The sequence below is a fragment of the Alteraurantiacibacter buctensis genome (assembly GCF_009827655.1).
GTDB lineage: Bacteria > Pseudomonadota > Alphaproteobacteria > Sphingomonadales > Sphingomonadaceae > Alteraurantiacibacter > Alteraurantiacibacter buctensis.
The window spans coordinates 451,797-477,385 of record NZ_WTYV01000002.1 but is presented as its reverse complement, the minus strand read 5'-3'; the positions used below and the strand labels follow the sequence as shown (position 1 = coordinate 477,385).

26 protein-coding genes are annotated in these 25,589 nt (G+C 66.8%); 16 read left to right on the top strand and 10 right to left on the bottom strand.

What is annotated here, in order from left to right:
* Positions 1 to 12: 12 nt before the first annotated feature.
* Positions 13 to 1,464 (top strand): sulfatase family protein, encoded by a 1,452-nt coding sequence (locus tag GRI99_RS06805; protein WP_160771277.1) that lies wholly within the window; start codon positions 13 to 15, stop codon positions 1,462 to 1,464.
* Positions 1,465 to 1,583: 119 nt separating this feature from the next.
* Here the strand turns inward: GRI99_RS06805 and GRI99_RS06800 are convergent, their stop codons facing one another.
* The 4 genes from GRI99_RS06800 to GRI99_RS06785 form a co-directional block, all read right to left on the bottom strand.
* On the bottom strand, positions 1,584 to 3,110 hold the full coding sequence (locus GRI99_RS06800) for an MFS transporter (protein WP_237438175.1): 1,527 nt from the start codon (positions 3,108 to 3,110) through the stop codon (positions 1,584 to 1,586).
* Between the two features lie 206 nt (positions 3,111 to 3,316).
* Complete coding sequence (locus tag GRI99_RS06795; RefSeq protein ID WP_160771276.1) at positions 3,317 to 4,702, bottom strand: MFS transporter; 1,386 nt, start codon at positions 4,700 to 4,702, stop codon at positions 3,317 to 3,319.
* A gap of 100 nt (positions 4,703 to 4,802) precedes the next feature.
* Positions 4,803 to 6,182, bottom strand: coding sequence for a class II 3-deoxy-7-phosphoheptulonate synthase (locus GRI99_RS06790; protein WP_160771275.1), 1,380 nt, complete (start codon positions 6,180 to 6,182; stop codon positions 4,803 to 4,805).
* 173 nt (positions 6,183 to 6,355) lie between these two features.
* On the bottom strand, positions 6,356 to 9,289 hold the full coding sequence (locus tag GRI99_RS06785) for a M16 family metallopeptidase (RefSeq protein WP_160771274.1): 2,934 nt from the start codon (positions 9,287 to 9,289) through the stop codon (positions 6,356 to 6,358).
* Positions 9,290 to 9,421: 132 nt separating this feature from the next.
* Between GRI99_RS06785 and GRI99_RS06780 the strand changes: the two genes are divergently transcribed.
* The 13 genes from GRI99_RS06780 to GRI99_RS06720 all read left to right on the top strand — a co-directional run bounded on the left by GRI99_RS06780 (position 9,422) and on the right by GRI99_RS06720 (position 19,623).
* Positions 9,422 to 10,006, top strand: coding sequence for a NifU family protein (locus tag GRI99_RS06780; RefSeq protein WP_160771273.1), 585 nt, complete (start codon positions 9,422 to 9,424; stop codon positions 10,004 to 10,006).
* Between the two features lie 3 nt (positions 10,007 to 10,009).
* A complete protein-coding gene (locus tag GRI99_RS06775) occupies positions 10,010 to 10,609 on the top strand; it encodes a malonic semialdehyde reductase (protein ID WP_160771272.1) in 600 nt (199 codons plus the stop codon).
* Positions 10,610 to 10,622: 13 nt separating this feature from the next.
* Positions 10,623 to 11,243 (top strand): tRNA (adenosine(37)-N6)-threonylcarbamoyltransferase complex dimerization subunit type 1 TsaB, encoded by a 621-nt coding sequence (gene tsaB, locus GRI99_RS06770; RefSeq protein ID WP_160771271.1) that lies wholly within the window; start codon positions 10,623 to 10,625, stop codon positions 11,241 to 11,243.
* Positions 11,240 to 11,698: a GNAT family N-acetyltransferase gene (locus GRI99_RS06765; RefSeq protein ID WP_202392969.1), complete on the top strand. Its 459-nt coding sequence runs from the start codon at positions 11,240 to 11,242 to the stop codon at positions 11,696 to 11,698. Before tsaB ends, GRI99_RS06765 begins: the two co-directional genes overlap by 4 nt.
* A 153-nt stretch (positions 11,699 to 11,851) precedes the next feature.
* Positions 11,852 to 12,283 (top strand): Ros/MucR family transcriptional regulator, encoded by a 432-nt coding sequence (locus GRI99_RS06760; RefSeq protein ID WP_160771270.1) that lies wholly within the window; start codon positions 11,852 to 11,854, stop codon positions 12,281 to 12,283.
* A 116-nt stretch (positions 12,284 to 12,399) separates the two neighbouring features.
* Positions 12,400 to 12,822 (top strand): Fur family transcriptional regulator, encoded by a 423-nt coding sequence (locus GRI99_RS06755; protein ID WP_160771269.1) that lies wholly within the window; start codon positions 12,400 to 12,402, stop codon positions 12,820 to 12,822.
* 13 nt (positions 12,823 to 12,835) lie between these two features.
* Complete coding sequence (locus GRI99_RS06750; protein WP_160771268.1) at positions 12,836 to 13,591, top strand: lysophospholipid acyltransferase family protein; 756 nt, start codon at positions 12,836 to 12,838, stop codon at positions 13,589 to 13,591.
* A gap of 33 nt (positions 13,592 to 13,624) precedes the next feature.
* Positions 13,625 to 14,968: a tRNA (N6-isopentenyl adenosine(37)-C2)-methylthiotransferase MiaB gene (gene miaB, locus GRI99_RS06745; RefSeq protein WP_160771267.1), complete on the top strand. Its 1,344-nt coding sequence runs from the start codon at positions 13,625 to 13,627 to the stop codon at positions 14,966 to 14,968.
* Positions 14,969 to 15,072: 104 nt separating this feature from the next.
* A complete protein-coding gene (locus tag GRI99_RS06740) occupies positions 15,073 to 16,116 on the top strand; it encodes a PhoH family protein (protein WP_160771266.1) in 1,044 nt (347 codons plus the stop codon).
* Between the two features lie 22 nt (positions 16,117 to 16,138).
* Positions 16,139 to 16,624: an rRNA maturation RNase YbeY gene (gene ybeY, locus GRI99_RS06735; protein WP_160771666.1), complete on the top strand. Its 486-nt coding sequence runs from the start codon at positions 16,139 to 16,141 to the stop codon at positions 16,622 to 16,624.
* A gap of 24 nt (positions 16,625 to 16,648) precedes the next feature.
* Positions 16,649 to 17,596 carry a hemolysin family protein gene (locus tag GRI99_RS06730; protein WP_160771265.1) on the top strand — a complete coding sequence of 316 codons (948 nt, stop codon included), beginning with the start codon at positions 16,649 to 16,651 and terminating at the stop codon, positions 17,594 to 17,596.
* A 91-nt stretch (positions 17,597 to 17,687) separates the two neighbouring features.
* Entirely contained in the window at positions 17,688 to 18,566 is an 879-nt protein-coding gene (locus GRI99_RS06725; protein ID WP_160771264.1) for a LysR substrate-binding domain-containing protein, read from the top strand.
* A 76-nt stretch (positions 18,567 to 18,642) separates the two neighbouring features.
* A complete protein-coding gene (locus GRI99_RS06720; RefSeq protein WP_160771263.1) occupies positions 18,643 to 19,623 on the top strand; it encodes a nuclear transport factor 2 family protein in 981 nt (326 codons plus the stop codon).
* Positions 19,624 to 19,626: 3 nt separating this feature from the next.
* Here GRI99_RS06720 and GRI99_RS06715 read toward each other — a convergent pair whose 3' ends face one another.
* Positions 19,627 to 19,944, bottom strand: a complete 318-nt coding sequence (locus GRI99_RS06715; RefSeq protein ID WP_160771262.1) for a DUF4919 domain-containing protein — start codon at positions 19,942 to 19,944, stop codon at positions 19,627 to 19,629.
* Positions 19,944 to 20,408, bottom strand: coding sequence for a peptidylprolyl isomerase (locus tag GRI99_RS06710; RefSeq protein WP_160771261.1), 465 nt, complete (start codon positions 20,406 to 20,408; stop codon positions 19,944 to 19,946). Before GRI99_RS06710 ends, GRI99_RS06715 begins: the two co-directional genes overlap by 1 nt.
* A gap of 112 nt (positions 20,409 to 20,520) precedes the next feature.
* On the opposite strand from GRI99_RS06710, the gene mgtE reads away from it, so the two are divergent.
* A complete protein-coding gene (gene mgtE / locus GRI99_RS06705; protein ID WP_160771260.1) occupies positions 20,521 to 21,960 on the top strand; it encodes a magnesium transporter in 1,440 nt (479 codons plus the stop codon).
* A 41-nt stretch (positions 21,961 to 22,001) separates the two neighbouring features.
* A complete protein-coding gene (locus tag GRI99_RS06700; protein WP_160771259.1) occupies positions 22,002 to 22,397 on the top strand; it encodes a DUF1489 family protein in 396 nt (131 codons plus the stop codon).
* Here GRI99_RS06700 and GRI99_RS06695 read toward each other — a convergent pair.
* The 4 genes from GRI99_RS06695 to GRI99_RS06680 are packed head-to-tail and all read right to left on the bottom strand — an operon-like array spanning position 22,394 to position 25,494.
* Positions 22,394 to 22,603, bottom strand: a complete 210-nt coding sequence (locus GRI99_RS06695) for a DUF4287 domain-containing protein (protein ID WP_160771258.1) — start codon at positions 22,601 to 22,603, stop codon at positions 22,394 to 22,396. The two genes, GRI99_RS06700 and GRI99_RS06695, sit on opposite strands and share 4 nt — an antisense overlap.
* Before the next feature lie 10 nt (positions 22,604 to 22,613).
* Complete coding sequence (locus GRI99_RS06690) at positions 22,614 to 23,294, bottom strand: DsbA family oxidoreductase (protein ID WP_160771257.1); 681 nt, start codon at positions 23,292 to 23,294, stop codon at positions 22,614 to 22,616.
* Positions 23,294 to 24,187 carry an NAD(+) diphosphatase gene (nudC, locus tag GRI99_RS06685; RefSeq protein ID WP_160771256.1) on the bottom strand — a complete coding sequence of 298 codons (894 nt, stop codon included), beginning with the start codon at positions 24,185 to 24,187 and terminating at the stop codon, positions 23,294 to 23,296. The genes GRI99_RS06690 and nudC overlap by 1 nt, the downstream gene beginning before the upstream one ends.
* Positions 24,187 to 25,494, bottom strand: a complete 1,308-nt coding sequence (locus GRI99_RS06680) for a serine hydrolase (RefSeq protein ID WP_160771255.1) — start codon at positions 25,492 to 25,494, stop codon at positions 24,187 to 24,189. The genes nudC and GRI99_RS06680 overlap by 1 nt, the downstream gene beginning before the upstream one ends.
* Positions 25,495 to 25,589 lie beyond the last annotated feature (95 nt).

Genomic DNA, 25,589 nt, shown 5'->3' with positions numbered 1-25,589 from the left:
GGAACCATGCACATGACACTGACCAGACCATCGGACACCAGCGGCATCACCCGGCGCGAAGCGCTGGCAGGAGCCCTTGGCACGGTGGCTGTCGCCAGTGCCGGAACGGCTGCCGGCGCAGTTCCGGCACAGGCGCATGACCCTTCCCGCAAGCCCAACTTCCTGTTCATCATGGCCGATGACATGGGTTACGCCGACCTCTCCTGCTATGGCCGGCGCGAATATGATACGCCGGTGCTGGACAGCCTGGCCGCGCAAGGCATGCAGTTCATGCACGGCTATGCCAACAGCGCGGTGTGCTCGTCCACACGCGCCGGCCTGATCACCGGGCGTTACCAGTACCGCACCCGCGCCGGGCTGGAGGAGCCGATCTCGGGCGCCGACATGGGGCTGGACCCGGCGCATCCCACCCTGCCCTCGCTGCTGAAGGCGCAGGGCTATCACACCGGCCTGATCGGCAAATGGCACCTGGGCGGCCTGCCGCAGTTCGGCCCGCTGAAAAGCGGGTATGACGAGTTCTGGGGCAATCGCGGCGGCGGGGTGGACTATTTCACCCACAAGATCGCCGGCCGGTCCGACCTGTGGGATGGCGATGTGGAGGTGGAAGCCATCGGCTATTACACCAACCTGCTGGCCGATCGGGCGCTGGAATTCCTGGATGACCGCGCGGCCGAAGCCGAGAAGCCCTGGCTGCTATCCCTGCACTTCACCGCGCCGCACTGGCCGTGGGAAGGGAATGACGCGATGGGCCAGTCGGAAAGCGCGCGGCTGGATGCCCTGCCCGCCAGCAGCGACCTCAACATCGTGCACTACGATGGCGGCAGCATGGAAACCTATGCCGCCATGGTCACCAACCTGGATGCCAACATCGGCCGGGTGCTGATGCGCCTGCGCGATCACGGGATGGACCCCAACACCGTGGTGGTCTTCACCAGTGACAACGGGGGGGAGCGGTTTGCCGACACCTGGCCGTTCTCCGGCCGCAAGACGCAGCTGCTGGAAGGCGGCATCCGCGTGCCGCTGATCGTGCGCTGGCCGGGCCTGACGGCGCCGGGATCGAAGACCGATGCCCCCGTGATGAGCATGGATTTCCTGCCCACCTTCGTGGGCGCCGCCGGCGGCACGCCCGACCTGCCGCCCGACGGGGTGGACATCCGCCCCGCGTTGATGGGTTCTGAGTTGGCCGAACGGCCGATGTTCTGGCGCTACTGGGACCGCGACCAGCGCGCGCTGCGCCGGGGCCGATACAAGTACCTGAAGATCAACGAGAACGAATTCCTGTTCGACGTGATCGCCGACCCGATGGAGCGCGGCAACCTGAAGGACCGCATGCCCGACGTGTTCGCTTCGCTGAAGGCCGATTGGGAAGCAATCGACAGCGAGATGCTGCAATTCCCGGATTCACGCAGCTACGGGTTCAGTCCGTCGCAACTGGCCGACCATTTCGGGCCGGAGGTAGATTGAGGGGTTTGCTTGGGAGAAGGCGCAGAGTTTAACTGACAGGCAGCTATTGCGGCGACCCGCGCCGAAAGCTGCCTGTCCACTTGCGACCCCATTGCGGACATCTGTCGTCCGCAAGTCCATCAGGCCTCCAGTTCGCGAAGCGATCGGCCTCGCGTCTCGCGCCCGGCCCAGGCGATAAGCACGGCAGAGGCACCCATCGGGACAAGCAGGGCCAGCGCCGCACCGCCTAGCGTGGGGATCAGGCCCACCAGGGCAAAACCCTGCACTGCGACCCCGCCAAACTTGCTACTGGCCGCCACCAGCCCGGTGGCCCGGCCGCGCACGCCGAGCGGATAGTTCTCCGCCGTATAAGGCAGCAGCACCGCTATCATTCCATTGGTCCCCACGATCAGCATGGCGATCACCCCCACCAACAGCGGTGGCCAAGAGAGGGTGGCAGCGGGCAGCAGTGCGCCGACCAGGCCGGCCAATGTCAGCACAACAGTGCCCACCAGCGTCCCCTTGCTGCTCCACCGGGCATAGAGCCAGGCTGCCACAGCGATGGTCGGCAAAGCAAGCAGGGCCGAGCTGGCAAGGATGCCGCTGGCAAGTTCGGACGAATAACCACGTGCCTGCAGGTCGGTCGGCAGCCACAGCAGCAGGCCGAAATTGACGAAGCTCCATGCCAGTGCGGCGATAGTCAGCGCAGCGGTCAGGCCCTTGTGCCGATCATGCGCCAGAGGTGCATCTTGGGGTGCGGCCACGCGCGGGCGCGGCAAGATACCGAACCGCTCCTGCATCTGCTCCAGCTCGACCTCACGGCCCTGCTCGGCAAGAAAGCGGGGCGATTCAGGGATAAGCCGGGCCAGCGCAAGCAGCAGAAGCGCGCTGGGGAATCCCTGCAACCACAGCACGCGCCAGCCGTATAGCGGCTCGAACGCATGGGCAGCCGCGCTGGCGGCGAGGTAGCCGCCGATCAGACCCGTGCCGCCGACCAGCACCAGCACCCAAGAGCGGTGGCGGGGGGGCATGACCTCGGCCAGCAGGGTGTAGACTACCGGCAGCATGCCACCCGCAGATACGCCCATCAGGAAGCACATCACGAGATTCCACGCGAACAGCGGCATGGCCCCGCAGATCGCGGTGGATGCGAACAGAATTGTCGAGAGAAGGATCGAAACACGACGCCCGTAAACATCGGCCAGCCAGCCCCACAAGAACGAGCCGACCGTGGTGCCGGTCAACGCAATGAACGGTAGCAGTGCAGCGGTACTACGCTCGATGCCATATTCCTGCGTGAGCCCCGGCAGCACGAAACCCAATGTGGCGGGCTTCATAACGTCGATCACCAAGCCAACGGTAAGGACCAGGAGCACGCCCGCGTGCCAACGATTGAGCGGCGTGGTGTCGGGCGCTTCATAGCTGGTGCCGGCGCTGTTGGCGTGACCGACGCGATTGCGCGGCAGCGCGCCCCAGCAGGCCAGCGGCACGCCCAGCATGATCAGAGCCATACCAATTATCATCCAGCCGTCCATCGGCATACCCACCAGCCGGTTGTCCATCATGTGATGGGCATGGGCCAGCATCGGCAGGTGCAGGACGATGCCCGCGCTGATGGCGAGGCAGCCCAGCCAAAACCAAATTGCCCTTTCCCCCACAACGGACATCCGTTGAAGACGTGCTTGTCCCGGCATAACGATCCTCTGCCTTCGTGTTATCGCTATCATCGATAGAGGGGGCCGCATCGCCTGACAAATGCCTTTCCTCTGATGACCCCGATGTCAGCTTTCCACCCCCCATTCCGACCGTTCCGGCCTGTATTAAAGTCGACAATACCAGTCACTATCGCGAGCGAAGGTAAACCCCGCCGGCCTCAGTGTCCGCGCACAGGCGCCTCGCCCTCCACCTCAGTCGCGCTGATCTTGCCGCCGTTCACCTTGCCCAGCACCGTGATCAGCACTGCGATCACCAGCGCGGGAGCGGCGGTGGCGAGCAGGATCTGGTCGAGCGGCAATTCGGCGGCCAGCGCCAGCCCGCCCAGGAAGGGGAACAGCACGCCGCCGAGACGACCCACGGCCCCCGCCCAGCCGATGCCCGAGCTGCGCATCTCGGGCGGATAGCCCAGCGTGGCCAGGTTGTTGATCCCGGTCTGTCCGCCCACCTGGCAGAAGTTCCACACGATCAGCGCGGTGACGAACATCACCACCGTTTCCGGCGCGATATGGCCCAGCGACATGATCGCGATGGCATCGACCACGAAATAGAGGGCGATGATCTTGTACGGGCTGATCCGGTCCATCAGCCAGCCCATCACCAAAGTGCCGCAGGCCCCGCCGAAATAGCCGTAGATCATGTACAGCGCGAAAGTCTGGATCGGCACATCGGCCAGTTCGTGCATGAAGGTGGGCAGCCAGTTGGCCATCAGCGCGATGTTACCCAGCGACATGAAGCAGATGCACCACAGCAGGATCGTCTGCATCCGGAAGCGCGGGCCGAACATGGCCAGCGGGCCTGCTTTTTCCACGGTGAGCTGGTTGCCCATGTGGAACTGCTCGTCCCCCTCGAACATCAGCGTGCGGTCCATGCGCCGCAGCGCGCGGGGAATTGCCGGGTCCTTGGCATCGCGGTTAACGCGGAAAGCCACGCTTTCCGGGATCAGCAGCAGCAGCGCCATGGCCGCCAGCGGCACCACGCCGCCAGCGATGAAGAAGCCCTGCCAACCCAGTTCGTCCAGCCACCAGGCGGTCATCGCCCCGCTGGCCAAGTTCCCGCCCGAATAGCAGACCAGCGCAATCGACATGAACAGCGCGCGCCGCCGCTTGGGTGTGCTTTCCGACAGCATGGCCAGCCCCACCGGCAGCATGGCCGAGAAGAAGATGCCGGAGAAACCGCGGAATAGCGCCAGCATGTCGAAGCTGGTGGCATAGGCGCAGGCGAGCGATCCGCCGCCAAAGCCCAGCAGGCACAACGCCAGCACCGGCTTGCGGCCGATCCTGTCGGCCAGCGGCGGCATCACGATGGCCCCTGCCACCATGCCCCACTGCTGCCAGGTGACCACCGGGGCCATGTCCACCGGCGTGCCGCCCAGCCCTTCGGCAATGGCGGGCAGGATCTTGCCCAGGAAATAAGTGTCGAACCCGTCCAGGAACAGCACCGTGGCGACGATCACCAGGGTGAGGATTTCGCGCGCGCCGATGTCGCGGGCATCGATGAACGCAGCCACGTCAAACCGGCGGACCGGCACTGCCGAACCTGTCATGAGTCCCTCTCCCCCGGACATTATTCGGCCGGCAGAGTGGCGGTCACCGGGCTACCCGTCAATGGCGGCCCGGTGACAATTTGTAACGGCTCGCCGCGTTTCAGGCCGCCTGGGCGTGCTGCTGGGCGCGTTCCAGGTTGAGCATCTCGGCCAGCGTGAAGGCCATCTCCAGCGACTGCGCGGCGTTGAGGCGCGGGTCGCAATGGGTGTGATAGCGATCGGCCAGGCCGGCATCGGTGATAGCCACGGCGCCGCCGGTGCATTCGGTCACGTCCTGCCCGGTCATCTCCAGGTGGATGCCGCCCGCATGGGTGCCTTCGGCCCGGTGCACGGCGAAGAAGCCCTTCACCTCGGCCAGGATGCGGTCGAACGGGCGGGTCTTGTAGCCGCTGTCGCTCTTGATCACGTTGCCGTGCATCGGATCGCAGCTCCACAGCACCGGATGCCCTTCACGCTCGACGGCGCGCAGCAGCGGCGGCAGGCCGGCTTCCACCTTGTCGTGGCCGAAGCGGGCGATCAGCGTCATGCGGCCGGCTTCGCGGCCGGGGTTCAGCATGTCGAGCATCCGCAGCAGCGCGTCCGGCTCAAGGCTGGGGCCACACTTCACGCCGATGGGGTTGTTGATGCCACGCAGGAATTCCACGTGGGCGCTTTCCACAAAGCGGGTGCGGTCACCGATCCACAGCATGTGCGCGCTGGTGTCGTACCATTCGCCGGTCAGCGAATCCCGCCGCGTCATCGCTTCCTCGTAAGGCAGTAGCAGCGCCTCGTGGCTGGTGTAGAGCGTCGCCATCTTCAACTGCGGCTGGTCTTCGATGTCGATCCCGCAGGCTTCCATGAAATCCAGCGATTCCCCGATCCGGTCGGCAATGGACTTGTACTGGTCGGCCCAGGCACTGCGGCCCATGAAGTCCAGCGTCCACTGGTGCACCTGGCGCAGGTTGGCATAGCCGCCCGTCGTGAAGGCGCGCAGCAGGTTGAGCGTGGCCGCCGCCTGGCTGTAGGCGCGGATCATGCGCTGCGGATCGTTGCGGCGGCTTTCCGGCGTAAAGTCGATGCCGTTGATGTTGTCACCCAGGTAGCTGGGCAGTTCCACGCCGCCGATGGTCTCGGTCGGCGCGCTGCGCGGCTTGGCGAACTGGCCGGCCATGCGCGCCACCTTCACCACCGGCTGCTTGCTGGCGAAAGTGAGCACGGCAGCCATCTGCAGGATCACGCGCAGCGTATCGCGGATGTTGTTGGGGCCGAATTCGGCAAAGCTTTCGGCGCAGTCGCCGCCCTGGAGCAGGAAACCACGGCCCTCGACCACCTCGCCCAGCTTGGCCTTCAGCGCGCGTGCCTCACCGGCAAACACCAGCGGCGGGAACCCGGCGAGCGTCTTTTCCGCATCGGCCAGGCCGCCTGCGTCCTCGTAAACGGGCAGGTGCTTGGCGACGAACTTGTCCTGCTTCCAGCTTTCGGGGGTCCAGTTGTTTGCCACGATCAAGTCTTCCAATAGGCGCTGTGGCCGCCCCAGGCCGGCCGTGCGCGAGTGCTGAGATATGGGGATGGCTCCCTCTAATCGTGAGTCGCGCCTGACGCAAAGGTTACATGCGTTATGGTTACAGGGCGCAACCAGTGTGGCGCGCAGGCCACCTCAGCATGGCCTGCGCCTCAGCGTGACGGGGCTTCCACCCCGCCGCCGCGCGGCAGCACCACGATGCGTCGCGCCTGCCGGTCGGCCAGGAAGCGCTGGGCCAGCATCCGGATCTCCTCCGGCGTGGTGCCCAGGTAATCGGTGCCGAGCGTGGGCAGGTGGCGCAACCGTTCGTCATCGAAGGTGCCGCCCTGCAACTGCCCCAGCCAGAATCCGTGGCTGGGCTCGGCGCGCAGGATGTTCTGGCGCACCGGCTCGACCACGCGGGCCAGTTCATCGGCGCTGGGGCCGTTGGCGGCCAGGTCAGCGACGATCTGGTCGACCAGGGTGAAGAAGGTGTCCACCGCGCCGGTCTGCATCTGCACCAGCGCCATGATGTAGCCGCCACTATCGTTGTCCCGCGGCCAGTCGCTGGCGGCGAAGGGGGTGTAGCTGGCCCCATCTGCCTCGCGCAGCCGTTCCAGCAGGCGGTTGCTGACAAGCTGGGCCAGCAGGTCCAGCTTGCGTGCCAGCGGCAGGCCGGCAGAGCCGCCACCGGTGGGCCAGGCTACCACGGCCGCCGCCTGGTTGGCATCGCCGGCATGGGTCAGGACCACGCGGTCGCCGCCTGTTTCCATGGCGCGGAACGGTTCGGGTTGCGGCCCGGTTGCCGCATCGTGGCGCGGTGGCAGCGCGCCGAAGGTGGCGGACAGCGCGGTGATGGTCGCCTCGGGATCGATGTCACCGAAAACGGACACTTCGACCGGCCCCTGCTGCAACATGCGCAACCACACCTCGCGGAAACCGCTGGCCGTGGTGCCGCGGATTGTGGCGGGATCGGGGGTGGCAAAGCGCGGATCGTTGCCGTGCAGCAAGGCCTCCAGGTCACGGTTGAGCACGCTGGTGGGATCGCCGTCCAGCGCGTCATAGCCCAGCACCATGCTGGCCTTCACCCGCTCCACCGGGGCCACGTCCCAGCGCGGCATGGCCAGCTTGGCGGCAAACAGGTAAAGCTGGTCGGCCAGGTCCTCGGCGCGGGTATCGCCGGTGAAGGTGAACACCCCGTCGCCCACGCTGAAGCCCAGGCCCAGCTTGCGGCCGGCACCCAGCCGGTCCAGCTCGTTCTGGCCCAGCTCGCCCATGCCCGATGCCATCAGCGCCCGCTCGCCAAGGTCGATATAGGGTGCCTCGGCCTCGCTGAAGGCGGCGCGGCCACGGCCAAAGCGCACCTGCACGGTCACACGGCCGGGTTCGTTGTCGCTGTCGCGGATCATGGCGCGTACGCCGTTGGCGAATTCGAGCTGCTCGGTGGTGGAGAACAGGCCGGTGCCCAGCGCCTGGCGGAACACCGGGCCGGCCGCCTGGCCGATGGGCGGCAGGGTGGCGATGGAAATGGGGGTCAGGTCCTGGCCGGCGCTGGCATCCACCGCTACCGGGGCCAGCAGCGCGGCGCGCAGTTGCCCGGCCGTCGCCTCGCCCGCCTCGGGCGTCAGGTAAAGGCCGCGCACCACCTGCCCGGTGAACAGCTTGCGGCTGTGCTCCAGCAGGGCTTGCGGGGTGATCCGGTCACGCATGCCGCGGAACACTTCCAGGAACGTTTCGGGCGAAGCCACCGCCTCGCGGATATTGACCGCGTTGACTATGGTATCGGCAAGCTGGTTGGTGGCCTGGATGCGCGACTGGGCCACCATGTCCACGAAGGTCACGTCAAGCCCGGCCACGGCGCGCTCTATCTCGTCCTCGGTCGGCGGGCTGGCCAGCGCGGCGGCAATCACCCCGCGCACTTCGGCCAGCGGCGTTTCCCAGTCTGCCGTCAACGGCGCGAAGGACACGAACGTGCTATCGGCCGAGCGGCTGACATCCTGCTGCTGCACCTGCGCGAACAGGTAGCTGGCCCCGGCCCGCGCCCGCTCTTCCAGCCGGCGGTTGATGATTGCCTGGGCCACGGCATCGATCAGCAGGCCGCGGTTGTATTCCAGGTTGTCGGTAATCTCCTCCCACGGGCGCATCACGGCATAGATCACGCCGCGCGCCTGGCCGGGCTCTACCACCACCGCGGTCTCGCCCACGGGATTGGCCGGATCGGCCCCTTCGGGCATCTGCGGATCGCCGAAATCCGGCGCGGGCGTGGCGGGGCCGGCCACCTGCCAGTCGGCAAAGGTCTGCTCCACCAGGGCTGCCAGGAACTGCGGATCGGCATCGCCCACCAGCACCACCACGGTGTTTTCCGGTCGATACCAGCGATCGTGGAACGCGCGCACGCTGGCCGGGGTCGCCGCTTCCAGCGCCTCCACGGTGCCGATGGGCGAGCGGTCGGCCAGCAACTGGCCGGCATAGAGCACTTCCTGCGTGGCCTGGGCGATGCGCTGGTCCGGCCCTTGCCGCTCGCGCCGTTCGGCTAGCACGATGGGCAGGTCCGCCGCCAGGTTCTCGGCGCTGAGAGCAGGCTCGCGCACCATGCCGGCCACGCGCAGCATCACGTCGCCCAGCTTGGGCCGGTCGGCACCGGGCAGGTCGATCTGGTAGATCGTTTGCGTGGGGCTGGTCTGGGCATTGGTGTCGATGCCGAAGCTGGTGCCCAGCCGCTGAAAATAGCCGATCGCCTCGCCACTGGCGAAGTTGCGGCTCTGGCGGAAGGTCAGGTGCTCGATCAGGTGGGCAAAGCCGCGCTCGCTCTCGGTCTCGTTGATCGCGCCGGCATCTATCGCCACGCGGATCGACACCTGGCACGGCGGCGCGCCGTTGCGGCGCACGGCATAGCGGACCCCGTTGGGCAGCTCGCCGAACAGCCAGTTCCTGTCCACCGGGATATCGGTGCCGCGATAGATCCACGGATCGTCCGGCCGGTCATACTGCGTGGCATCCTGCGCCGGATCGGCGGGGATCGTGCACATCTGCGCCATGGCAGGAACCGGCAGCAGGATCAGGGCAGGCAGGATGAGCGCGCGCAGGGAACGCAAGAAGACAGTCATGACCATGCATAGGGCCGTAAAGGGATGAAGGACCGGTGAACAGCGCGCAGTTGTTCTGCCTAAGCCAAACTTCACCCGGCAAAAGGCTTTGCCGCCTTGTGATGGCCTGCTGGGGAGCCTACATCCAAACCCATGTTCATCGAGACCGAAACCACGCCCAATCCCGCCACCCTGAAGTTCCTGCCGGGGCAGCGCTTGATGCCGTCCGGCACGCGCGACTTTTCCAGCCCCGAGGATGCCGAAGCCTCACCGCTGGCGCAGGCCCTGTTCGACACCGGCGAGGTGACCGGCGTGCTGTTCGGTGCGGACTTCGTGGCCGTCACCGCCGGGCCGGGGGCCGACTGGGGCACGCTGAAGCCGCAGGTGGTGGCCGTACTGCTTGACCATTTCATCAGCCAGGCCCCGCTGTTCGCCACGGCCGGCAACGGCATTGCGGTTCCGTCGGAGGATGACGGGGAAGGCCTGCTGTTCCCCGACGATCCCGCCCAGGCCGACGTGGTGGAGCAGATCAAGGAACTGATCGAAACCCGCGTGCGCCCCGCCGTGGCCAACGACGGCGGCGATATCCGTTACAAGGGTTTCCGCGAAGGCGTGGTGTACCTGCAGATGCAGGGGGCCTGCTCGGGCTGCCCCAGTTCAACCGCCACGCTGAAGAACGGCATCGAGGGCCTGTTGAAGCACTATGTGCCCGAGGTGACCGAAGTGCGGGCGGCCTGATCGGTGGCTGCCCCCCTTTCCGAAGCCGCCCTGGACCAGCTTTTCCGCGAGGCGCGCACCACCCAGTGGTTCGATGGCCGCCCGGTCAGCGAGGCGCAGATGGAGGCGATCTGGGAGCTGGCCAAGTTCGGCCCCACCTCCATGAACATGCTGCCTGCGCGCATCGTCTGGTGCCATTCCGCCGAGGCGAAGGAGCGGCTGGCCGGCCACGCCATGCAAGGCAACAAGGACAAGATCCGTGCCGCCCCAGTCTGCGCCATCCTGGCGATGGACACCGATTTCCACTTGCAGATGCCCATGCTGTTCCCCGTCAGCGATGTTCAGCCGATGTTCGCGGGCGATGACAAGGCCGCGCACCGCCACACGCAGGCGTTCCGCAATTCCTCGTTGCAAGGCGGCTATTTCATCATGGCCGCGCGCGCGCTGGGGCTGGACTGCGGCCCCATGTCGGGCTTCGACAATGCGGCAGTGGATGCCGATTTCCTTGCCGACACACCTTCGTGGAAGAGCAATTTCATCTGCTCGGTCGGCTACGGCGACCGGTCGAAGGTCCATGCCCGCCTGCCGCGGCCGGACTTTACCCTGTTCAACCGCGTGCTCTGACGCAGGGCCTGCCATGCGGACCCTCGCAATCGACTGTGCGACCGAGGCCTGCTCGGTGGCGCTGTTCGAACATGGGCATGAGCTGGCCCACTGGCACCGGCTGATCGGCCGCGGCCACGCCGAACACCTGGTGCCCGCCATTGCCGGCCTGCCCGACAAGGGGCGGGCCGATCGCATCCTCGTCTCGCTGGGCCCGGGCAGCTTTACCGGCGTGCGCATTGGCCTCGCCGCCGCCCGCGCGCTGGGGCTGGCCTGGGGGGTACCGGTGCTGGGCTATCCCACCCTCGCGCTGATCGCCGCCATGGCCCGCGCCGGGCAGGGTTGCGAGCCGGTGAGCGTGTGCATGACCGGCGGACATGGCGAATGGTTCGTCCAGCATTTCGACGCCGATGGCCTGCCGGAGGGGGAGCTTGCCTCGCTCCCGCCGGAGCAGGCCATGGGCCAGCATCATCACCCGCTGGTCGCCGGCAGCAAGGCAGCGGTCCTGGCGCAGGGCCACGGCATCGCGCTGGACCTGCTGCCCGATGCCCGCTGCACGCTGCTGGTACCGGAAGCCCTGCTGCTGGCCGACCTTGCCCCGCTCTATGGCCGCGCGCCAGATGCGCGCTTACCGCACGGGGCTGCCAGCGCATGATGGACGCGCTGGACGGGATCATGGCGGTGATGGAGGCCGCCTTCGATCCCAAGTACGGCGAGGCGTGGAACCGCCGCCAGGTGGGCGATGCGCTGGTCACCCCCAACACCCGGTTCGTGCTGCTCGATGTCGCCGGCGGCAGCCCTGACGATGCGGCGGATGCCGCGGGCTTCACCCTCTCGCGCCAGACGCTGGACGAAGAGGAGCTCCTGCTGATCGCGGTTGCCCCCTGGGCGCGGCGGCGCGGCGTGGGCCACGCGCTGATGCGCCAGTTCCTGGCCATTTCCGACGGCAACGGCGTCACCCGCCAGTTCCTCGAGATGCGCGCCGGCAATCCGGCCGAGGCGCTGTACCTGGCCCACGGTTTCGCGCCGGTGGGCCGCCGACCCAACTATTACCGGTCCGGCAATCTGGGTCCCTTCGACGCGATCACCTATTCGCGCACCAGTTCCTAAGTAAAATCGCAGGAAAAATCCTGCAAAACGGGAAAAGCCCCTCTTGCAACCCGCCTGCGATGGGTGCAGGGCTGATGCTGCGTATAAAGCAGGAAGGCGGCCAACGCCTAAAACATAACGCGTCGCAAGGTATTGGAAGGCTGTTGATCTATCATGACTGAGAACACCACCAACGAGATGCTGATCACCCTGACGGCAGATATCGTTACCGCCCATGTCGCCAACAACAACGTTGATGGCGCTTCCCTCCCGTCGCTGATTTCCAGCGTCTACGGTGCCCTGTCCGGCCTCGGCAGCCCCGTGGTGGCCGAAGCCCGCCCGGAACCCGCCGTTTCGGTCCGCTCCTCGGTGAAGAACGATCACATCGTCTGCCTGGAATGCGGCACCAAGATGAAGATGCTGAAGCGCCACCTGATGACCGATCACGGCCTGTCTCCGGAAGACTACAAGGCCCGCTTCGGCCTGTCGGCAGACTATCCGCTGGTCGCCCCCGACTATGCGGAAAAGCGCCGCGAACTGGCCAAGAAGATCGGCCTGGGCCGCAAGCCCGGCCAGCAGCGCGGCCGCCGCAAGAAGACCGTCTGAGGAATTACCCCCGATCATCGGTGGCGATCCCCGGGGACTTCCGGGCCAAAGCCGGTTGAAATGCCGCCCCGCCGCTTCCATAGTGGCGGGGCGTGCCATTTTGCGGAGCCTGACGTTTGCACCAGACGATCGACCTTGAAGCCCTGTGTGCGGAGCGCGGCCTGCGCATTACCGACCAGCGCCGGGTGATCGCCCGCGTGCTGTCCGACGCCACCGACCATCCGGACGTGGAGGCGCTGCATGAACGCGCCAGTGCCATCGATCCCAAGATCTCGATCGCCACGGTTTATCGCACCGTGCGCCTGTTCGAGGAAGCGGGCATCCTTGACCGGCACGATTTCGGCGATGGCCGCGCCCGCTATGAAGCCGCGCCCGAAGCGCACCACGATCACCTGATCGACGTGGAAACGGGCAAGGTGGTGGAATTCGTCGATCCCGAACTGGAAGCCCTGCAGAAGGTGATTGCCGAGAAGCTGGGCTATCGCCTGGTCGATCACCGCATGGAACTCTACGGCGTGCGGATCGACCGCGAGGGCTGACGCAGGCCTTGCCATGACCGCCGCAGCCGCCCCCATCCCCCGCGGCATTTCCCCCCTCGGCTGGGTCCTGATCGTCTTTCGGGTGACCCTGATGGTGCTGCTGCTGGTGGTCTGCGTGCCACTGCATTACCTTTGGCGGCTTGTGGGGCTGGACCGGATGTGGCCGCGCGTGTTCCTGACCGGGATCGGTGCCATCGCGGGGCTCCACATCCGCCGGAGCGGGCGGCGCGTGCCGGGCGCGCTGCTGCTGGCTAACCACGTGAGTTGGCTGGACATCCCCGCCCTGTCGCACACCGCCAACAGCGCCTTCGTGGGCCACGATGGCCTGGCCGGACACCCGTTCCTGCGCTGGTTGTGCGAGATGAACGAGACCGTGTTCATCGCCCGCCACGTGCGCTCCGACGTGTCGAACCAGACGGAGCAGATCCGCGCGGCGATGAATCACGGCGGCACCCTGACCCTGTTTCCCGAAGGCACCACCAGCGATGGCACCGGCCTGCTGCCGTTCAAGTCCTCGCTGCTGGGCGCGCTTGAGCCGCTACCCGATGGCGCCACCGTCCAGCCGGTGCTGTTGGCCTATGACGACGTGCCGCGCGTGTCCTGGGTGGGCGAGGAGCACGGCCTCGACAACTTCAAACGCATCCTCGCCCGCCTGCGCCCGGTGCGGCTGGACGTCCACTTCCTGCTGCCGCTGGCGGGGGATGACCTGGCCAACCGCAAGACCATGACGGCAGCGGCGCGCGAGCGGATTGCGCAGGCGATGCTTTAACTCTCTGGCCTTTTGCCCTAAGGGCGCGCGCTTATGACTACCCGCCCCGTCCCCAAGACGTACCGCGTCAAGAGCTTCGGCTGCCAGATGAACGTCTATGACGGCGAGCGCATGGCCGAGGTGCTGGCCACGCGCGGCATCACGCCTGCGGCGGAGGGCGAGGAGGCGGACCTGGTGGTGCTCAACACCTGCCACATCCGCGAGAAGGCGGCGGAGAAGGTCTATTCCGACATCGGCCGGCTGGTGAAGGCCGGGCGCGAGGCGGGCAAGGAACCGCTGATCGCCGTCGCAGGCTGCGTCGCCCAGGCCGAGGGCGAGGAAATCATGGCCCGCGCCCCCGCCGTCTCGATGGTGGTCGGCCCGCAGGCCTATCACCGCCTGCCGGGATTGCTCGATCGGGCCATTGCCGGCGAGCGGGCGACCGATACCGACATGCCGGAGAACGGCAAGTTCGACGACCTCCCCGCGCGGCGCAAGGTTGGCCCCGGCGCTTTCCTGACCATCCAGGAAGGGTGCGACAAGTTCTGCACCTATTGCGTGGTGCCCTATACTCGCGGTGCGGAAATCTCGCGTCCGTTCAGTGACCTGCTGCGGGAAGCCGAGACTCTGGTGGAAGCCGGGGCGAAGGAGATCACGCTGCTGGGCCAGAACGTCAACGCCTGGACCGGCGCTGACGATGCGGGCCGTGCCATCGGGTTCGACGGGCTGGTAAAGGCCCTGGCCAAACTGCCGGAATTGCACCGTATTCGCTACACCACCAGCCACCCGAACGACGTGACCGAGGGCATGATCGCCATGCACGGCGAAGTAGCAAAGCTGATGCCCTACCTGCACCTGCCGGTGCAGAGCGGCAGCGACCGGGTGCTGAAAGCGATGAACCGCAGCCACACGGCGGACAGTTACCTGAAGCTGCTGGAAGCGTTCCGCGCCGCGCGCCCCGACATTGCCCTGAGCGGCGATTTCATCGTCGGCTTCCCCGGCGAGACCGAGGCCGAATTCGCCGAGACCCTCGCGCTGGTCGATGCGGTGAAATACGCTGCTGCCTTCAGCTTCAAGTACAGCCCCCGCCCCGGCACCCCCGCCGCCAGCATGGACGGCCAGATTGCCCGGGAGGTGATGGAAGATCGCCTCGCCCGCCTGCAGGACGCGCTCAACCGCGACCAGTACGCCTTCAACCGGTACAGCGTGGGCCGCGAGTGCGAGGTGCTGGTGGAACGCAAGGGCAAGCTGCCTGGCCAGTGGCTGGGCAAGAGCCCGTGGCTGCAATCGGTGTTCTTTGAAGGTAACGCGCAGATCGGCGATCTCGTGTGTGTGGAGCTGGTTGAGGCCGGCCCCAATTCGCTGGCTGGCCGCGTGCTGGAACCCCTTCCCGCCTGAACGCATTGTTGCAGCACGGTGACTATCCACCGCTAGCTTGTCCTGCCCCGCTTGCCACGGATTGCGTGCCGCCTACATTCCGACTCGCAAGCCGAAAGGAGCTCATGGCCCGCAAATCCTCCAGTGCCGGATATCCGGCAGCCTTCGCCCACCCGGAAGACCACCGCGACCAGTCGCGTCGCGCCAGGGTGGAGGTGGAGTTTGACAACCAGGCCATCCTGGGCCGCCTGTTCGGTGAATTCGATGCCAACCTTGTCTTGATCGAGAACCGCCTGGGCGTGTACATCGCCGCGCGCGGCAACCGCGTGGTGATCGAGGGGGCCCAGGATGATGTGGCCCGCACCCGCGACGTGCTCGCCAAGATGCACGACCGGTTGCAGACCGGCCAGCACCTCGACACCGGCGAGATCGAGGCGATGATCGCCATGTCGAACGAGCCGACGCTGGACGGCATCATCACAGGCGATGCCAAGGCACCGCCGATCATGATCCGCACGCGCAAGAAGACCATCACCCCGCGCAGCGCCATGCAGGCGGATTACATGCGCCAGCTCGCCAGCCGCGACGTGATTTTCGCGCTGGGCCCGGCAGGCACCGGCAAGACCTATCTGGCCGTGGCGCAGGCCGTGGCACAGCTGATCACCGGCAGCGTGCAGCGGCTGATCCTGTCGCGCCCCGCCGTGGAAGCGGGCGAACGGCTGGGCTTCCTGCCAGGTGACATGAAGGAGAAGGTCGACCCCTATCTGCGCCCGCTCTACGATGCCCTGTACGATTGCATGCCGCCCGAGCAGGTGGAGCGGCGGCTGGCATCGGGCGAGATCGAGATCGCCCCCATCGCCTTCATGCGCGGCCGCACCCTGGCCGACAGCTTCATCATCCTGGACGAGGCGCAGAACACGACCAAGGAACAGATGAAGATGTTCCTCACCCGCTTCGGCCAGGGCAGCCGCATGGTGATCTGCGGCGATCCCCGGCAGGTGGACATTCCCGGCGGCCCGGCGATGAGCGGCCTGAACGATGCCGTGGCCCGGCTGGACGGGGTGGACGGCATCGGCGTGACGCGGTTCGGGATTGCCGACGTGGTCCGCCACCCCATCGTGGGCCGGATCGTCGAGGCCTACGAAGGAGAAGACCGGCTGATCCCCTAGGGGATCTCCGGCTCTGGTGCCCATGCAGCTTGATATCGACATCGAAGAGTGGCCAGACCGGGACTGGGCTGACCTGGCCGAGCGGGTAGCCGAAGCCGCCGGGCAGGTGGCGCCGGAACTGGCCAACGAACGGCTGGTCGCCTCCATCCTGTTCACCAGCGATTCCGAGGTTCACACCCTCAACCGCGAATGGCGCGCGCGCGACAAGCCAACCAACGTGCTCAGCTTCCCCATGCTGCCGCGCAAGCGCCTGCTGGCGCTTGCCCCCGACGGTCCGCCCGAGATGCTGGGCGATATTGCCCTGGCCCACGAGACCTGCGCCCGCGAGGCGGCGGAAAAGGGCGTGCCGCTGGAAGCCCATGCCGCGCACCTCATCTGCCACGGCCTACTGCACCTGGCTGGCCACGATCACGAATTGTCGGAGCAGGATGCCGAAAACATGGAGGCGCTGGAAGTAAAGGCGCTTGCGCTGATGGGCCTGGCAGACCCATATGGCGACCGGACCTGACCTGAACGGAGCAAGACGAGGCCGATGGCCGAGAATTCCAAGAACGGCGACTCCCAGCAGGGAGACGCGGACAGTAGTGGCGGTGGCGGCCTGTGGGGCGCCATCAAGAGTCTGTTCGACGAGGGCGAAGGCCCATCCTTGCGCGAACAGCTTGAAGAAGCAATCGACGAGCACGAGGACGAGGAAAGCAGCGAGGGCACGGATCGCTCGGCCAAGGGCGACTTGAACCCCACCGAGCGGATGATGATCCGCAACATGCTGCATTTCAGCGAGCACGACGCCGATGACGTGGCCGTGCCGCGCGGGCAGATCATCGCGCTGGATGCCGACAGCACCTGGACCGAAGTGGTCGCGCTGTTTGCCGAACACGGCCACAGCCGCGTGCCGGTCTACCGCGAGACGCTGGATGACGTGATCGGCATGATGCACATCAAGGATGTCTTCACCGTGCTGGCCACCGGCGCCCAGCCGCCCGAGGACTGGACCACCATGATGCGCCAGCCGCTCTATGTGCCGCAGGCGCGCGGGGCGCTGGACGTGCTGGCCGACATGCGCGCGCAAAAGGTGCACCTGGCGATCGTGCTCGACGAGTTTTCCGGCACCGACGGCCTCATCACCATCGAGGACCTGGTGGAGGAAATCGTCGGCGAGATCGAGGACGAGCATGACGAGGAACCGGTCCCTCTGGTTGTCTTGCTGGGCGATGGCATGTGGGATGCCGATGCCCGCGCCGAACTGGACGACGTGGCCGAGATCGTGGGTGACGAGCGGCTGGCCGAGGTGGAAGAGGCGGTCGACACGCTGGGCGGTCTAGCCTTCGTGCTGGCCGAGCAGGTGCCGCAGCCCGGTGCCATGCTGCTGCACCCGTCCGGCTGGCGGATCGAGGTGACCGAGGGCGATGATGCCCATGTCACCCGCCTGCGTCTGCACGCCCCGGTTCCCTCCGATCCGGATGCAGAAGCCGAGGAATAACCCGCAATACGCCATTTCGCACTTGCACAATCCCCCGAAAGCGGGTCACTCGCTCTCGACATGACTTGCAGATTTTAGAACATAACCCGGGATGAGACGCCTGCCCCCCCTGCGCGCCCTAGAGGCCTTCGTGCGAGTCGTGCGCCTCGGCTCGGCGCGCTCGGCTGCGCAGGAACTGGGGCTGAGCCCCTCGGCCCTCTCGCGCCGGGTGGCGAACCTGGAGGAATTTACCGGGCGCAAGCTGTTCTCCCGCTCGGGCCAGACCATGCGGCTGACCGATGAAGGACGCGCCTTCTATGATGCCGTGGCCCCGCACCTGGAATCGCTCGCCACCGCGGTGGAAGCGCAGAGCGAGAACCTGCAACTGCTGCGCCTGCGGCTGGGGGTGATGCCGCTGTTCGGCACCCAGCGGCTGTTCCCCCGCCTGCCCGAATTGCGCACGCTGCATCCCCGCCTGCACCTGGATATCGACACCGGCCCCCACCTGGATGACCGGGTGGGCGACACGCTGGACGCTGCCATCACACTGACCACCACGCCAGATGCCAGCTTCCACGCCGTCCAGCTGGACCAGAACACCGTCCACGCCATCTGCAGCAAGACGCTGGCGGAAAAGCTGGGCCCCAACCCCACCCAGGCCGAGCTGGAAAAGCAGACCTTCCTGGTCCACACCGACATGATGCTGAGCTTCGAGGCGTGGAAGAAGGCATTGGGCTTCCAGCGGCTGAACCCGGTGGCGCTGGATCACTACGATTCGGGCCAGTTGATCCTGGAAGCCGCCGCGCAAGGGCTGGGCATCGCCATCATGCACGACGATCACATGGTGCGGAACAACGATGCCCGCGTCACCAGCCTGTTCGACGTGCGCGTGGCCAGCCCCTACAGCTACTGGTTCCTGTGCAAGCCCAATGACCTGGAGCTGCGCCCTGTGCGCCTGTTCCATGACTGGCTGGTGCAAGCGAAGCTATAGCCTGCCCCCCGGATTTGCGGCACAAGTCTCCCGCTTGAGGGGATTCGCCAGACAGACCTTTTTGGGGGAGAGACCAATGAAAATCCGACATCTTCTGCTTGCCGCCGCGATGGTGGCCACAATGCCCGTTGCCGCACAGGCGCAGATGCGCGCACTCAGCGATCCGGTGGTGCCGCACCCGGATCCGGAAAGCCTGTTCACCAGCAGCGATCCGGTGCTTCACCGCAACAAGCAGGCCGCGCTGCACATCCAGCGCAACCTGCTGAAGTGCAACGAGTGGAGCCGCGCGGGCGAGTGGCTGACCGATGCCTACATCCAGCACAACCCGGTGGCGGCATCGGGCCTGGAAGGGGTGATCTACTACTTCACGCAGGTGGCCCGCCGCCCGGCTTTGAGCCCGTGCCCCTCGCTCAGCGCCAATGACCCCAACGGCGTGGTGGCCGTGCAGGCGGAAGGCGATTACGTCACCATCCTGACCCGCCGGATCGTGCCCTATGCCGACGATCCCACGCAGACCTATACCACCACCTGGTTCGACACCTGGCGCTTCGTGGACGGCAAGGCCGACGAGCACTGGGATCCCGCCACCCTGCCGCCGCCGGCCCCGCCCGCACTCGATCCCAGCCGCCTGCTGATGGAAAGCCAGGTGCGCGCCGAGGTGGAGCAACTGATGTGGGACTATGTCCGCGCGGCAGACACCCTCGATGCCGAAGCCTATGCCGCCGTGTTTACCCCGGACGGACGGTTCAACAACGTGCAGGGCCGCGATGCCCTGCGCGCCATGATCACCGGCATGGAGGAATCGATGCGGCCGCGCCGCGAATCGGGCGCCGTGCAGGGCAACATGCACCACATCATGTCGAACCAGACGATCGAGGTGCTCAGCCCCACCCGGGCGCGGGTCCACTATTACTGGATGACCGTGTTCGGCGGCCCCGGCACCAGCCCCGCTCCGCGCGTGGCCGCCGTGGGCAACGGGGTGGACGATGTGGTGAAGGTGGATGGCCGCTGGCTGATCCAGAGCCGCAACGTGCAGCCCAGCCGCGAGCAGGAATAGGGCCTAGAACGCGCCCCGGTTGTAGAAACGCGCGATGTCGAACCAGACATCGCGCGTTTCGCCCGTGCGCGGATTGAAGGCGGTGATCACGTCATAGGGCTGGCCGTTGATCACGTGCAGCGCCTGGCTGCGCGCCTCCAGCCCCAGTACCCGCAGCACCTCGTATTCCTGCGCCACGCTGGACACGCGATAGGCGTCTTGCGCGCTGGTGCCCGCGGCGCTGGCAATTACCGTGGGGGTATCGGGCGGCAGGACGCAAGCCGCCGTTCCGGCACACAGGGCCAGAACGGCAAGGCCAAGCGCCAGCCGCCCCTTCGGCATTACGACAAGGTGGCCTTGACGATCTTGCCGGGCGCGCGCGGCGGCTCGCCCTTGGGCAGCGCGTCGACATGTTCCATGCCGCTCTCCACCACGCCCCACACGGTGTACTGGCGATCGAGGAAGCGGGCATCGTCGAAGCAGATGAAGAACTGGCTGTTGGCGCTGTTGGGCGCGCTGGTGCGGGCCATCGAGCACACGCCGCGCACGTGCGGCTCGGCGTTGAATTCGGCCATCAGGTCGGGCTTGTCGCTGCCACCCATGCCGGTGCCGGTGGGATCGCCGCCCTGGGCCATGAAGCCCGGGATCACGCGGTGGAACACCACGCCGTCATAAAAGCCTTCGCCCACCAGTTCCTTGATGCGGGCCACGTGGCCGGGGGCGAGATCGGGGCGAAGCTGGATCACCACGTCACCACCCTGGCCATCGCCAGTGTCGAGGGTGAAAGTCAGCTTGTCATCGGCCATGGGTAGTCTCCTGCATTATGGTTGCAGGCACCTATAGGCACCGCCCCGCCAAAGTCACCCCTTCCGCTCCCGTTCGGCTTGCTTTTGCCCGTGACGGGGCTAGGCCAGCCGCATGAGCGAAGCCGACCTCCACCCCCTGCCTGCCGAGGAGCCTCTGGACGAGGACCTGGAGGAGCTGGACGAGGAGAACCGGCTGAAGAGCAGCTTCATCGACAAGGTGCGCGACGCGCTGGACGCGGGCGACACGGGGCGCGTTTACGATCTGGTCGAGCCGTTGCACCCGGCTGACGTGGCCGACCTGTTCGAACTGCTCGACGGAGACGAGCGCGGCCTACTCGCTTCCGCCATCACCGACCTGATGACCGGCGACGTGATCGCCGAACTGAACGACTACGTGCGCGACAGCATGGTGGAGGCCCTGCCCGCCGCCACCGTGGCCGAGATCGCCGAACAGCTCGATACCGACGACGCGGTGCAGCTGATCGAGGACCTCGACACCGAAGACCAGCAGGCGATCCTGGCCGAGATGGAGCCGGAGGACCGCGCCGCCATCGAAAGCGCTCTGTCCTACCCGGAAGAAACCGCCGGCCGCCTGATGCAGCGCGAACTGGTGGCAGTGCCCGAAACGATGACCGTGGGCGACCTGATCGACTATCTGCGCGAACAGGACGAGATGCCCACCGAGTTCTGGGAAGTGTTCGTGGTCGATCCGCGCCACTACCCCGTGGGCACCTGCCAGCTTTCGTGGATCCTGCGCACCCCCCGCCACATTGCGCTGACCGACGTGATGAAGCGCGACCAGACGCTGATCCCGGTGACCATGGACCAGGAGGAGGTGGCCCTCCGCTTCCAGAAATACGGCCTGATCTCCGCCGCCGTGGTGGACGAGAGCGGACGGCTGGTGGGCCAGCTCACGGTCGACGATATCGTCCACATCATCCAGGAAGAGGCAGGCGAGGACGCCCTGCTGATGAGCGGCGCGGGCGATGGCGACATCAACGAGCCGATCCGCGATGCCTATTCCGCCCGCGTAAGGTGGCTGGTGGCCAATCTGCTGACCGCCTCGGTTTCCGCCACCATCATCTCGCTGTTCGGCGGCACGATCGAGCAACTGGTGGTGCTGGCCGCGCTGGCCCCGGTGGTCGCCAGCATCGGCGGCAATGCGGGCACGCAGACCATGGCGGTCTCGGTGCGCGCATTGGCCATGAACCAGCTTACCCGCAGCAACACCCGCCGGATCATCTGGCGCGAAATGCGCGTGGCCCTGGCCAACGGCGCCACCATCGCCGCGCTGGCGGGACTGGCGGTTGCCGGCATCTTCAGCTTCTCGCTGGGTGGCCTGCTGGCCGTGCAACTGGGGCTGGTGATTGCCGCCGCCATGCTGATCAACATCATCACCGCCGGACTTGCCGGAGTGGCCGTGCCGGTGGCGCTGGACCGGATGGACCAGGACCCGGCAGTCGCCTCCAGCGTGTTCGTGACCATGATCACCGATTCGATGGGCTTCCTGGTATTCCTGGGCCTGGCCGTGGTTAGCGGGCTGGTGGGCTGAGGCCCCTTTCGCGCTAACTTCACAGTCCCTATCTTCCCCCCATGCCGCTGCACATGACCAAGATTGCCTATGGCGCCACGTCCTATGCCGACCTGGCCAGCTGGTTCGATGGCACCACGCCGCACAAGCGGCTGCGCACCCGCTACCTGCCCACACGGCACAAGGAGATGGAGGGCGGCTCGCTCTACTGGATCCACGAGCACGCGCTGGTCGCCCGGGCGGCGATCGTGGGGTTCGAGCAGCGGCCCGACGGGCACTGGGACATCATCGTCGAGAACCGCCTGGTCCGCGTCCACACCCGCCCCAAGCGCGCGCACCAGGGCTGGCGCTACCTGAAGGATGAGGATGCCCCGGCGGACCTGGCCGATGGCGACCTGGCGGGCGACCCCATGCCCGGCAGGCTGGTCAGCGAACTGGCCAAGCTGGGGCTGGTCTAGGCCTGCGACCCCGCCAGCATATGCGCCACCACCGCATTGGCGTGGCCGTGGCCCATGCCGTGGTGGTCCTTCAGCACTTTTACCAGGTCCATGTGCCTGGCCGGCTGCGCGGCTTCCACGATAGCGAACCAGTGGCTCTTCGGCTGGCCATAGGTCTTCTCGATCGCGGGAAAGTAGCTGGCCGGGCCTTTCACCTTGTCGTTCATGCCCCCATCCTCATGCCATCGCTTCCATGCTGGCGAGCTTCACCAGCGCCTGTTTGAAGTTCTCCGGCTCGCTGGAGCCTTGCAGGATGTACTTGCCGTTGACCACGAAGGTGGGGACGGAACGGATGCCGTTCTGCGCGGCGAAGGCCTCCTCGTGGCGGATCGCCTGCGACAGGGCCGGATCGTCCAGCGCGGCGGCAGCGGCAGCGCGGTCAAAGCCCTCGACTTCCGCAATGTCGAGCAGCACCGCCCGGTCGGACACGTTCAGCCGCTGCTGGAAATGGGCGCGCAGCAGGGCCTCCTTCAGCCGCACCTGCGCTGCCGGATCGGCCACCGCCAGCGCCCAGCGCAGCAGCATGTGCGCCTGGTGGGTATTCCACACGCGCTTGGCCGGCGCCTCCCCTTCGCCGCGCCAGTCCATCGGGAATCCGGCCTTGTTGGCCGCGTCTTCCACCACGCGGCCCATGGCGGCCACTTCCTCCAGGCTCTTGCCGTAATTGGCGGCCAGCACCTGCGCCTGGTCCTGCCCTTCGGGCGGGGCATCAGGGTTGAGCTCGAAGGGCATGAAGCGCGCGGTCACGTCCACATCGCCCTTCAGCTCCGCCACGGCCTTGCTGAACTGGGTCCAGCCGATGGCGCACCACGGGCACATCACATCGGACCACACATCCACTTGCAGTTGATCGGCCATCACTGTCTCTCCAGCCACCATTCCAGCAGGTTACGGGCAATAGCGGTGGGCGGTGGCGGAAGAAAGGCAAGCTGGCCCAGCTCGCCGCCCAGCCCCACGTCAACCGGCGCGGCCAGCGCGGCGGCAACCTCTTCGCGGGCGAACCAGCGGGCGTCGGCCAGTTCGCTGTAATCGACCACCAGATCGCGGCTGTCGGCCAGGGCGTGACAGCCGATCATCAGCTGGCTGGGGAATGGCCACGGCTGGCTGGCCACATAGCTGACCGAATGAACGCGCACGCCGGATTCCTCCAGCACTTCGCGGGCCACGGCATCCTCAACGCTCTCGCCCGGCTCGACGAAGCCGGCGAGCGCGGAATAGCGATGCTCGGGGAAGTTCTTCCCTCGCCCCAGCAGCAGCGCGCCATCGTTCTCCACCAGCATGATGGTGACCGGGTCCGTGCGCGGGAAGTGCATCGCCTGGCAGGTGCCGCAATCGCGCTGCCAGCCGCCCTTGGCCAGGTGCGTGGGCGCGCCGCAGCGGGCGCAGAAGCGGTGGCGGGCGTGCCAGTCCATCAGGCTGCGCGCGCCGCCATAAATCGCCAGGTCCGCTGCGGGGAGCAGGCTGATCTCCTTCCACGCGGGCCGCTGCAGATAGGCCGGGCGGTCGTCGCCCTCCGGAGGCACGGGGGCGAACAGCGGCGTACCGCCAGCCAGGCCGAGAAAGATCAGCTCACCATCATCGGCAGAAACGCCGCGCCAGACCAGCGCGTTGGCCGCATCCAGCACCGGTTGCAGGCCATCCAGCACCAAGACCCGCGCATCGTCCTGCCGCCGCGCCACCGCCAGCGCCGCCGCATCAACCCGCATGTGATCGGCCCGGTCAAGCCCGTGGCCGGTAAAGGCTATCCGCATCAGCCCGCCATCCGCGCCGCATCCGCCGCCACGGCCAGCGGAAAGTCGTTCTGCAGGGGATAGGCCTGGCTGGGCATGTACTGCGTCATGAGCGTCTGGCGCAGGCCATGGTGCATATTGACGAGGCCACAGGTGCCCGCCGCGCCGAACCAGCCGAACAGCCCCGCCGCATCACCCCGCCCTACCAGGCCGCCCGCGCCATAGCCGAATTCGCGCCCGCCGCTGGCAAAGCCGCCATCGGGGGCCAGAGTATCGGGCAGCAGGTCGCTGGTGGCCAGCGCCACGGTTTCGGGCTTCAGGATGCGCGCGCCGTCCAGCTCGCCGCCATTGCCCAGCATGGCCAGGAAACGATCATAGTCGCGCGCGCTGGAGACCAGCCCTGATCCGCCGAAGGGGAACGGCGGCGGATCGAGGAACACCGAATCCGCCGGCAGATCGATCGGCACCAGTGTATCGCCGGTCAGGAAATAGCTGGCGGTAAACCGCCCCGCCTCACCCTGCGGCACGCGGAAGAAGGTGCTGGCCATGCCCAGCGGATCAAAGAAATGCTGCTGGAGGAAGGCATCGAAGGCCGTGCCGCTGACCACTTCCACCACCCGGCCCAGCAGGTCGAGCCCGGTGGAATAGGACCACCGCGTGCCCGGCTGGTAAACCAGCGGCATCTCGGCCAGCCGGTCGGCAAACAGCTCCAGGCTGGGGACGGCGGTGCCGCGGAAACCGGGGAGGCTCTGCAACCGCGTGACCAGGCCGGGCACAACGCCGCGTTCCTGCATCGCCTCGGCCAGCGGACCCTGCTGAACGATGGAGTAGCCCAGCCCCGCCGTATGCGTCAGGCAATGGCGCACGGTGACCGGCCGCGCGGCAGGCTCCAGGTTGTCCGCCGTGATCGGCCCGTCATAGGTCTTTTGCACCTGCATCCGGGCAAAGGCGGGGATGATGTCGGCAATCGGCGTGTCGAGCGTGAGGAGACCATCCTCGATGCATTTCATCACCGCCATGCCGGTGATCGGCTTGGTCATCGAATAGATGCGATAGAGCGTGTCGCGATCAGCCGGCACGCCGCTGGTGAAGCTGGTGTTACCCAGCGCCATGAACTCGGGCCCAGCTACCTGCCAGCCCAGCGCGGCAACCATGTTGGCCACCTTTCCGCTGGTCACATAGTCCTGCATCATCGCAGACAGGGCCGGCCAGCGTCGCTCGAACGGAACAATCGGCGTCAGCGCCCGCGCGGCCTGCGGCAGGGCGATGAAGGCCGCCAGCGCGGCGGCCGATCCGCCGAACTGGCGGCGGGTGATGGGGGTTGTCACTGGCAGGCTCTCCCGGATGATCCGGCGCGAAACGTAGCACGATGCAACCGGCCATCAAGTCTTGCACTGCGGAGGTGACTTACCTAGATAAGACA